Annotated in this window: 16 protein-coding genes; 1 reads left to right on the top strand and 15 read right to left on the bottom strand. The window is 62.0% G+C overall.

All coding sequences use genetic code 11. The annotated features are described in order from the left end of the window. Positions 1-97: 97 nt before the first annotated feature. Together KUV74_RS12530 and KUV74_RS12525 are read right to left on the bottom strand one after the other, a co-directional pair. Complete coding sequence (locus KUV74_RS12530) at positions 98-493, bottom strand: hypothetical protein (RefSeq protein ID WP_222516491.1); 396 nt, start codon at positions 491-493, stop codon at positions 98-100. 10 nt (positions 494-503) lie between these two features. After that, positions 504-1,418, bottom strand: coding sequence for a phage tail tube protein (locus KUV74_RS12525; protein WP_222516490.1), 915 nt, complete (start codon positions 1,416-1,418; stop codon positions 504-506). Positions 1,419-1,480: 62 nt separating this feature from the next. Between KUV74_RS12525 and KUV74_RS12520 the strand changes: the two genes are divergently transcribed. Further along, positions 1,481-1,942, top strand: coding sequence for a hypothetical protein (locus tag KUV74_RS12520; RefSeq protein ID WP_222516489.1), 462 nt, complete (start codon positions 1,481-1,483; stop codon positions 1,940-1,942). Between the two features lie 12 nt (positions 1,943-1,954). Here the strand turns inward: KUV74_RS12520 and KUV74_RS12515 are convergent, their stop codons facing one another. From KUV74_RS12515 to KUV74_RS12455, 13 genes are all read right to left on the bottom strand, one after another. Next, positions 1,955-2,353: a phage tail terminator-like protein gene (locus KUV74_RS12515; protein WP_222516488.1), complete on the bottom strand. Its 399-nt coding sequence runs from the start codon at positions 2,351-2,353 to the stop codon at positions 1,955-1,957. Then, positions 2,350-2,739, bottom strand: a complete 390-nt coding sequence (locus KUV74_RS12510) for a hypothetical protein (protein WP_222516487.1) — start codon at positions 2,737-2,739, stop codon at positions 2,350-2,352. The genes KUV74_RS12515 and KUV74_RS12510 overlap by 4 nt, the downstream gene beginning before the upstream one ends. Positions 2,740-2,789: 50 nt before the next feature. Then, entirely contained in the window at positions 2,790-3,170 is a 381-nt protein-coding gene (locus KUV74_RS12505) for a hypothetical protein (protein WP_222516486.1), read from the bottom strand. A 57-nt stretch (positions 3,171-3,227) separates the two neighbouring features. Next, positions 3,228-3,422, bottom strand: a complete 195-nt coding sequence (locus KUV74_RS12500; protein ID WP_222516485.1) for a hypothetical protein — start codon at positions 3,420-3,422, stop codon at positions 3,228-3,230. A gap of 2 nt (positions 3,423-3,424) precedes the next feature. Next, entirely contained in the window at positions 3,425-3,712 is a 288-nt protein-coding gene (locus tag KUV74_RS12495) for a hypothetical protein (RefSeq protein ID WP_222516484.1), read from the bottom strand. Between the two features lies 1 nt (position 3,713). After that, the gene (locus KUV74_RS12490; RefSeq protein WP_222516483.1) at positions 3,714-4,088 is read right to left on the bottom strand and encodes a hypothetical protein; all 375 of its coding nucleotides are present in this window, start codon (positions 4,086-4,088) and stop codon (positions 3,714-3,716) included. Next, the gene (locus KUV74_RS12485; RefSeq protein ID WP_222516482.1) at positions 4,088-4,462 is read right to left on the bottom strand and encodes a DnaT-like ssDNA-binding protein; all 375 of its coding nucleotides are present in this window, start codon (positions 4,460-4,462) and stop codon (positions 4,088-4,090) included. Before KUV74_RS12485 ends, KUV74_RS12490 begins: the two co-directional genes overlap by 1 nt. 3 nt (positions 4,463-4,465) lie before the next feature. Then, positions 4,466-4,819 carry a hypothetical protein gene (locus KUV74_RS12480; protein ID WP_222516481.1) on the bottom strand — a complete coding sequence of 118 codons (354 nt, stop codon included), beginning with the start codon at positions 4,817-4,819 and terminating at the stop codon, positions 4,466-4,468. A gap of 53 nt (positions 4,820-4,872) precedes the next feature. Next, the gene (locus KUV74_RS12475; RefSeq protein ID WP_222516480.1) at positions 4,873-5,832 is read right to left on the bottom strand and encodes a major capsid protein; all 960 of its coding nucleotides are present in this window, start codon (positions 5,830-5,832) and stop codon (positions 4,873-4,875) included. A gap of 11 nt (positions 5,833-5,843) precedes the next feature. Next, the gene (locus KUV74_RS12470) at positions 5,844-6,569 is read right to left on the bottom strand and encodes a hypothetical protein (RefSeq protein WP_045994880.1); all 726 of its coding nucleotides are present in this window, start codon (positions 6,567-6,569) and stop codon (positions 5,844-5,846) included. Positions 6,570-6,664: 95 nt separating this feature from the next. After that, a complete protein-coding gene (locus KUV74_RS12465) occupies positions 6,665-6,817 on the bottom strand; it encodes a hypothetical protein (protein ID WP_157033133.1) in 153 nt (50 codons plus the stop codon). 14 nt (positions 6,818-6,831) lie between these two features. Beyond that, positions 6,832-7,992, bottom strand: coding sequence for a phage minor head protein (locus tag KUV74_RS12460; RefSeq protein WP_222516479.1), 1,161 nt, complete (start codon positions 7,990-7,992; stop codon positions 6,832-6,834). After that, entirely contained in the window at positions 7,985-9,367 is a 1,383-nt protein-coding gene (locus KUV74_RS12455) for a DUF4055 domain-containing protein (protein ID WP_222516478.1), read from the bottom strand. Before KUV74_RS12455 ends, KUV74_RS12460 begins: the two co-directional genes overlap by 8 nt. Between the last annotated feature and the right edge of the window lies 1 nt (position 9,368).

The following is a 9,368-nucleotide window of genomic DNA, read 5'->3' as shown; positions in this document are numbered from 1 at the left end:
AAAGCGCAGCGCTCGTCGATCTCTGGCGGCTCAACCTGTTTCGAGAGATTGAGCGCCTTTGCGATCGTGGCGAGCTTGGTTTCTCGTCCGGCTGCTGTCAGCCGATACTTGAGCGCTGCCGCGGCTTTTTTCCCTGCTCGGCAATGTCCTCCCTGCGGAAGTGCTCACGCCGGCGTGATTCTTGGGCCAGTTCAATGGCAAGGTCGTCGTTGTCGAGCAGCACGCGAGTGGCATTGGCCACCGTGAAGGGAATAGGGTCGCCATTACGGTCGATGACATCTTCCCAGCCTCGGAGAATGCCCTTTGCCAGGGCCCGCGCCTCAGCCTCCATGCGCTCCGCTTGTGACTCGGGCAGGTTGGTGCGCAGGACTTCAAGCTCCTCGCGGTACGCGGCGTTGCCTGAGCGGGCAATCAGCCATTTGGCTCCGCGCAATTCTACCCAGGCGCCACCATCGATCTTGGCGGGGTCGTTCTGCTCTGCATTGAAAGCCATCGGGGAATCCTTATGCCAGCACGCGGGTGACTTTGATGGGAGTGTTCTTGGCGGTGTAATTGAGTGACACCTGCACGATGTCCTCGTTACCGCCGTCAGGCAGCTCGCCATCGATCTCGATCTCGGGCAGCTCGAAGGTGTAGCTGTTGCCAGCGGCATCGGTCAGAGGGAAGGAAACACCGATGGCTTCGCGGGTCAGCATCTTCTTCCACTGGTTCCAGGCTGCCTTGCTCCAGGCCATGGTGAGCGAGCCGGAGACGTTGGCCGACGTGGCAATCAGGGCGCCGGGACCGGCCTTGCCGAGGCAGCGTTGGGTTTGCAGCGTGTTGTCGATGGACATGGACAGGGCGCTGATACAGGCCTCGCCGGCCAGCGTGGCGCCGTCGACCAGGATGTCGCCAACACTGGTGGCCGAGCCCATCGCCACGGTGGTTGTTTGAGGATTCACGGTGCCAGCAGCGGTCGGGTCGGCCTCGCCGTCCTCATAGCCGAGGCCCATGCCGGTGAAGCTGCAGGTCACCTTGCCTTCTTCGGGGATGTCGAGCTGCATTGCACCGATGTGCACGCCCTTGAAGGTTGAGTAGACGCCGATGTCCTTGAATGCCTTCACGATGGTGAAGGTGTGGCGGTCAGCACCAATCTCCAGCACATCAGTCGCCCAGGTGCCGTAGAAGGCTGCCTCGAGCAGCTTGTCGAACGTGCCCGCGCTCATCTCGCCGGCCAGGTCGCCGGAGTAGTCGAGGCTGGTGATGATGCCGCCGCCCTGCATGCGCGTCTCGCGGATCTCGGCAGAGACCTCGGTGGAGACGTTGGGCGTCAGGGTGTTGCCGGTGAGGCGCAGGGTGTCCCAGGTCGCCGGATCGGGCGTTTCCCCTGGCGTAGACTCGGGAGCGAGGTAGGTTGCGATCTGAGAGCCGCTGGACATGATTTTTCTCCAAGAGCTAATTGTGGCAAACTTATATTTTTTCGATTACCCAGGGACGAGTAATGTCAAAAGACAATAAATGTGATCACTCTAATGCTGCTAATTCTTCAAATGGTTATAAGTGTGACCACTACGACGCTGAGATTTCGGTAAAAGATTATAAGTGTGAGAATTGCGGTGAGGCATATAGGAGATGGCGTTTTTTGTTTGATGAGAAGCGCCCTCTGCGCAGTAATTTTATGTCACTATTCAGTTCTTTGTATGTGTATTTTGTCTCTTGCATGATGCTGGCATTGGTAACCTGTGTTTTTGCTGTATATTTTTTTGTGATTGATGTTAGTGAAGTCACAGCACCAGCTGTGAATTTCATAATTGCAGTGATTCCAGGCCTACTATCGATACACCTCTTCTATTCTGATAAATCTCCAAACTCCAACTTTAGAGGTTTCTCACGAACGATTTTTATGGCCTACACGGCCATTTGGGTGTGGGCGGCATATGATAGCTATTCATCTTTTGTGTAGCGTGGGTATGGGTTAACTTTGTCTGAACGGGGTTCGTAGTAAGGCCTGATACCATCCGTCAGAGGGGCCTACGCGCTGCACTGAGGAGGCGAGAGTCTCAAGGTGCCCGGTACGCCAGAATTGTAGATGCGCGGCCAGGGAGTCGGCGATCTGGTACGCCTGCCGGCTGCCCTGATTGTCCTTGGTGAACACCTGGCACATGATCAGCCCGGGGCGGCGAACGCAGGGTTCGGAGCCAAGACCTGCGATGAAGCTATCGCCGTGCTGGATGGTCAGCCGCACCCATGGCTCTTGGTTGGCGATGGCCGCATCCACGCTCGGTCCGTTGGGGGCGCCGTCATAGGCCACAGGCACGCCATCCCACGCCACCATGCGCGACTCGATAGCGATGCGGATCTCGTCGAAGGTCATGTGTTCTGCGCTCGCAGGTTGTCGAAGGTGATGGCGTAGACGCCGGCGGGGGCCTGAGTAGAACTGCCATTCTCCAGTTCCTCTGCATACGGCAGGTTGTTCTGGATGTAGATCACGTCAAAGGCCTTGGTGACGCGACCGATAATGCGCATACCGTTGCCCAAGGCCTCGCTGCCTGACCGGTCCTGTGAGTCCGGGTCATAGCCGCGATCCGGCTGCCCGACCGATACGCTGTTGTTCCCGCGGAAGGCACCGGTATCGACCGGCGAACGCTCGATGACACCGTTCAGCGCCTGCAAGGCCGTGGCCCGCAGCCGCTTGTTCTGCTCGGCCTCGACCTCGCGGGCGAAGCCTGAGAGTGATTTGCTCCAGCCCTTGCGTGCCATTGCTCCCTCCAGAGGTAAAAAGCCCGGCACTTTGGCCGGGCTGCTAGAAGCTAGCGTGATCGTAAGCCACCGTAGGGTTTCAAAGCTTGCTGCAAATCTTCAATGAGGGCTGGACCAACCCCTTCCGTTCTGCGCAGCTCCTGAAGGGATAGCTTCATGGCTTGAGCAACGCTGGATATGCCAAAGTGACGCAGGAAAGACTTGGTCTTTGCGCGTTTGACGAGGTCGTGAACATTGACTGCAGACCATTCCTGCTCTTTGTGAGCCAATTCTCGCTCTTTCAACATCTCCGCCGCGATGCTGTACGCGGTTCTTGCGATCGCTGCCCTATGCCGGGTGTCGGTGTTGAGAAGCTCTACGCCCTCGGCCGTGACCAGAGACTTCATCGCCTCAACGGCGAATTGATCCAGTAATTCGTTGTCATTGCCCATTCTGTAACCGTCGGGTTTGGGAGGTGTAGCTATTGTAGCCGCTTGTTCCAACTCAGTTTACGGTCTCCTGAGCTGCCGAGTCCAAGTGGCTTTGGCCGGATCCTGCCCTACATTCACCACCAGCATGCCGTCGATGGGGTCGAACTCGCCCGACACGACAGTGCGCGAGCCGGTGAACGTCGTCACCGCGTCGTCCAGGTCATCGTCGAATGCCTCGTCAAGATCTGCTTGCAAGTCGTCACGAAGGCCCATGATCACTCCAGCGCAGAATAGTCGGTCACCGTGCCACAGCCCTGGCAAAACACGCTGTAGGTCATGACAAAGAAGTGCTGGCAACCACATAAGCACGTGTATACGACATCATCTTCAGGCGGTGCATGATTGCCGTCGAACACGCCCTTGTGCAGCCCGCAACTGGGACACTCGAGATATTCCGGCGGGCCCGCCGGACGGACCGCCACCCATTCGTGCTGACATCCCAGGCATTTGGCCGGCCCGCGAAGGTGTGGCTTGCGATCCGAAAGGCTCACAACATTGTCCATGTCACGTCCTCCTCAGCCCGAGCGTCCACGTCGCACTAGCCGGGTCTTGCCCTATGCTCTTCACCGTCTTGCCGTCGAGTGTGTCATCGACCTTTGGTGTCGCAAGACTGCCGTCGCTGTCGAGTGTGAGCTCGGACTGCAGCACGATCAGCTTCACGTCGGTGCTCAAGATGTGTTGGCCGTCGACTTCCTCCTGGCGAAATGAGCCGAACACGCCGCGCCCGGAGTAGGTCACCGTTATCGTACTGCTGCCAGTCACTGGATCGTACTCGCCGGCTATCTCGCGGGAGCCAGTGAAGGGCCGCACGGCGTCACTCAGCTTGCCGTCGAACGCCTTGGGCACCTTGGCGTTGATCTTGTCCTGGATGTAGCCCATTACAACCTCTTGAGGATGGTGACCCCGTTGGTCTTCGGCAGGTACGGGGCCAGCAGGTCGGAGATCATCGACAGCGCGCCGGTCTGCGCCTGGGCGCCGTCCTGGTACTCGGTCTCCACCTCGACGGTGTCGGCCCTGACCCGCTCGCGCTTCACGGCGCCGTCGGTGTCGGCGTAGAGCCGGCCATTCGCCGCCTCCTGGGCCAGCAGGGCGCCGGCCATGACCACGTCATCATTGACAGGATCGGAGAGCCGGACCCGCTTGGCGGTCAGCCAGGTGTTAGCATCCAGCACGGCGCGCGTCTTGTCGCCCGTGCCTTCCCAGCCCGCGCCCAGTTTGGTGTCGACATCGTCAACGGTGACGTAGGTGGCCATGGGTTACTCCTGCCCGTCTTCGTCCTGGCTGCTGGACTCGATCTCGGCCATCCGCTGTTCCAGGGTCTCGGTCTTGGTGTTGGCACCGGGGCGCTTGCCGGTGGTCTGCTCGATGGCGTCCATCAGTTCGGCGCGGCGGGCCCGCTCGTCGGACTCGGCATCGTCCGGACGCGGTTCTTCGGCGCCGATCACCTCGATCTCGATGCCGGCGGCCTCGTAGGCGGCGACCACGTCGGGGTGATGGCCCTCGACGGTGACGCTGGTGGCGGCCTTGTCGGCGCCGGCAAAGAATCGGGGATTGCGGTATTGGCGCCCTGGCTCGAAGCCGCGGCGGCGCGTGGTGTAGATCAGATGCATGGGGCTCTCCTATCGTCGGGACGGCGGGCGACCCGCAGGCCGCCCGCGGTGGATCACAGGCTAGTAATAATCACGCCGGCGGTGTCCTTAACATCGCTGGCGATCTGCGACCAGTTCCCGCCGGTGCCGATGGTGGCGTCGTCGGGCGACTTGGTGCCGCCATAGGAGTAGCCCTTGAGGCCGAGGTTGTAGGTGTACTCGGCCTGGAAGATCCGGCGGATGTTCTCGTCGCCGGTCTTCTCCTCGACGGTGGCGTAGTAGTCGTTGTTGTCCTCGACAACCGCGGCGCCTTCGGCCAGACCAAGGGTGTGGTAGTGGTCGGTGCCAGCACCGCCACCATCGGCCTCGTACAGCGCAGGAGAGTCGGTCATCACGAACCGGCGGCCGAACCCATCCTGGGTGACGCGCACGGTGCCGAATTCGAACAGCTGATTGCCGTTGGTCAGGGCGCCGTCGAACAGGTCGGTCATCGGCTTGGAGTGGAGCACCCAGACCATGATGTCCATCATGCGATCGCCGAACTTGCCGGCGCCCTTGTTGAGGGCGTTCAGATTCAGAGTGCCAGCGGTGGCGTCGTGCGCCACGGCGGAGTTGCCGATCATCGCGGTCTGCAGGGCCAGAATAGCGGTGTTCACCTCATCGGCGATGACGCCTCGAGCGACCTGCTCGCCGATCACCACACCGGCCTCTTCGGGCTGACGCTGGATCCACTGAAACTGCTGCGGCTGGAACTCCACCGGGGAGGTGCCGCCGGCGATCTTCACCGCTACATGGTCCATCTGGGCCAGAGTGGTCGGGGTGACGGCGCCGGTGCCGTAGGCGTTGCGACGACGCATCAGGTTGGCGATGGCCTTGTAGGAGGCCTCGTGAGCGAAATCGCCCACGTTGCCCGCCTGCTGGAGCTGCAGAGCACCGCCGGTGGCGGCGTTGAACAGTTCGATCTGCTGGCGGATGGTCTCGGTGGCTGCCGAGTACAGGAAGTCGTTGAAGACTTTCATATCAGAGAGTGCCATAGGGCGCTACCTCATTGGTTTTGCTTGCGTTTCAGGATTTCCACCTTTTCGGCGGTAGACTTCGCGTCCTTCCACGCCCTTGGCGCTGAGGAACCACCTCCGCCACCCGGCGCCCCTGACCCCTTGGGCTGCGGGAACCAGTGCGGAGCTTTCTCTCGCATGGACTCAAGCCATGCGGAAGGGGTGAGAGGCTTGCCGTCTGCATCCAGACCGGCCTCCTCTCGGGGCACAACGTTGCCCTCGTCATCGACTTCGAACAGCGAACTTGCGCGGTAGACTGCGTCTTGAACAGCCGAGTCCACGATGCCGACTTCGGCGGCCGCAGTTCGGATCTCGTCGCTCATGACCCGGCCGCGGAACTTGTCGGCGAACGCCTTGGCGCTCTCTGCGGTCTGCTGAGCCTCGCTCAGCTGGCGGTCATAGCCTTCCCGCATCCGCTCTGTGCGCTTGTTCAGCACCTCGTCGAGCTTGCCGTCGGCGATCAGCTGGGCCTCCTCGTTCTCGGCCAGCTGCTGCTCGAGCCTGCGGGCCCGCTCGGGGTCCAGCCCCTCGAATTGCTTGAGCTGAGACTTGAGCGTTTTCTGTGATTCGAGCAGTTGGTCGCGCTTTGACTTGAGGCCGCTGACCTCGCTGTTGAGCGCTTCCTCATGTTTGGCGTCCAGCGCCTCCTTGAGAGCCTTGGCCTTGTCTTCTTCCAGCTCGATGCCGAGTTCAGAGAAGTCGATTTCCAGTGGCATGGTGTTGTGCTCCTTGAGCGCGTTGAGGCCGCCCGCCTGGCGAGCAGCCATTAAAAAACCCCGCTCAATGGCGGGGCTTTGAATAAAATTGTTGGTCAGTCTTCGAAATCGCCTAGGCGGCGTCGAACCTCGAAAGAGAGGTTCCAGCAGAGGCGGGCCTGGAGTTGGTCGGCGAGCGTTCCGCTGCCGGACTGCAGCAGGCGCCACAGTCGCCACCAGGTGATGAAATCGGGATCGGCTGGGGTCATGCTGTCAGCCTACCTCATGCCGCCTCGCCAAACACCTCGGCGAATGTCTCGCGGTCGCGTGCTCTCAACTCGTCCAGCGTGTACTCGCGTTGCCGAGGATCGGTGAATCGGTCCAGGCTGTAGCCGCCCTCTTTGTAGAGGCGGTAGCGCCGGTCTCCCAGCCATTCGCGCTGATACCGGGCGCTCTGGCTCGCGAACCAGTCGGCGTATGTGGTGCCTGCGCTAACCTGACCAACCTCAAGGCCGGCAGCTTCGCGCTGCTTCTTGGTCATGTTGCCGATGCTGCGGAACTTGGCCTGGTCGTCGCGTCCGGCGACCTTGAGGGCGCGCACGTAGGGCCGCTGGCCCATGAAGTCTCCGTCGAGGGAGGGCGCCAGGCTGCAGCGGCACCGGTGATGAAGCGGCGGTTCCGGGTGTGGCTCGTCGATCTTCCAGCGCCGACCGTCCAGCGGCGCACATCGGCGGCATGTCCGTCCTTCGAGCTGGGCCACCCAAACCACATGGGTGACGCCCAGGGCGTTGTAGGTCTCCCGGTAGGCCTCGTTGCTCATGTGCTGCCGGGCCGTGCGAACCACGTTGTCGACGTTGTTGCGTGTCGTCTGCAGCACGCCGTCGCGGAACTTGAGCGCCGGTGTCCCGCGCAGGGCCCGGATGATTTGGCTGTTACTCTGGCCCTCGCTGACGCCTTGGCGGATGGTGCTGTAGACCCGGTTGCGGGTGGCTGGCCCGATGTCGGCCAGCATGTCCTCGACGAACTCCCCCATCACCGGTCGGGAGAGAGCGGCCGATGCCACAGCAGGAGCCGGCGGGATCTCGCCCTCTACCGCATGGGCGATGAGGTCGCGGACGTATCCCGCCTCCTGATCGGCCAGGGCCGCCAGCTCCTCGAGACTCATGGTCTCTATACGCTCAGCCAGCGTTGCCGCCCAGCGGTCGATTGCCTCGCGCAACCCCTTGAGCCGAGTCGTGTGGTAGCGGCCCCGGGCGAACGCCTGGAGCTCGGCAGGCGTCAGGTTGTCGAGGCGCTCGCCTATCTCCCGGGGAAGCTCGGCGCTCATTTCGTCGATGATCGCCAGCGCCTTATTGACGTGCGCCGTGCCGGTGCGGTGCAGGTATGAGACATGCTGCGCCAGAGCGGTGACGATCCGGCGCTGTGCGTCCTCACGATCACTCATCGTCGGTTACCTGACCATCGAGCAGGGCAAACAGGTCCTGGTCGGCGAGATTGGTGACCCCGGCCTTGCGCAACGACTCGAACAGCACCGCCTGCGGCACCTCGTCGGCCAGGCGCAGATCGCGAACGATGCCCATCATTGCGGCATCGATCTCGGCCTTGGTGAATTCGGGCTCGACCTTGAACGTGATGGCATCGATGTCGGCCTGCGGCAAGTTCAGCCAGCGGCCGAAGTAGCGAAGCAGCTGCTCAATGCCCTCGGCGGCCGTCACCACGACGCTGTACAGGCTGGTGTGTTGATCGCTCTGGCGGGCCTTGCGGGCCTCGCCGGATTCGTCGGCTCCGGCGTCGATCACCCGGGCTCCGGCCTCGAGCGCGGTGTTGCGCTGGTCCTGCATCGCCGTGCGGTTGGCCTCGATGCCCGCGCCCTGAAACTCGAGATACCCGACCTTGCCGTCCTTGCCCACATTCCAGGCGGCCATGGGGCCGCTGACACTGAATTGCTCGTCCTCGCCCAGGTCCGCGGCGATCCACGGTTGGGGATGCGAGGTGTAATGGAGACTGGTGTAGTAGTCTGCCGAGAGTTGGTAGCTCTTGAGCGCCGCCTTCGCCATGGTCAGCAGCGGAATCTCGTCGGTGTCGGCGTTGTTGTCGGTGCTGCCCAAGAAGACCAGGGGGACGAAGTCGAGCGGCGCCTGGTTAGTGCCCGGCATGTCTTCCTCGCCGACTGCTTCACCATGCTCATCCAGCAGACGCACCCGGTATCGGCCCTCGTTGAGGTCGAGCACTCGGTAGCGGGCCTCACTGTCGTGACTGAACTCGTCGCCCTTGTGCACGGCCTCGCGCAGAACAGTCAGCACTAGATCGCGACGCCCATCGACGTCAGCTTCGCGCCAGTTGATGGCGTCGAGCGCGCCGTAGAGGGCCACATAGGGTCGGCCGTCGCCATCCCAGTCTGCGAGCAGCGGCTGCCGGCCGTAGGCCAGCAAGTCCCGCACGGCGCGCAGGAACAGTGTCTTGAGCGGGAAGCCGTCGGCCGTGGCCTCGTCCTGAAGGGAGGCTAGGGAGGTCGGTAGGTTTATATCGGGTTCCTGGCAAGACACAAGCCCCATCATCGTACGCAGTGAGTCCTTCACCCACAGCGGGTATTGGGCGCGCCGCTTGTAGGACTGGTAGATCTCCCGGGCCTCGTCGAGCGACAGCATCGCGCTTTCGTCGGTTTTCGCCTGGTGCTCGAGGGCCAGCTGACCGCTGGTCTTCGGCAGGTAGCCGATGCCAGCACCCTTGATAGCGCCTTCCCCTTCGATGCTGTCGCGCATCAGCTCCCAATCGGTGAGCTTGTCGTCGTATTGGGGGTGTGTCGTGGTGACAGGCATA

It is taken from the genome of Halomonas sp. DP1Y21-3 (assembly GCF_019801245.1).
GTDB lineage: Bacteria > Pseudomonadota > Gammaproteobacteria > Pseudomonadales > Halomonadaceae > Halomonas > Halomonas litopenaei.
This window is presented reverse-complemented; position numbering and strand designations above follow the sequence as displayed.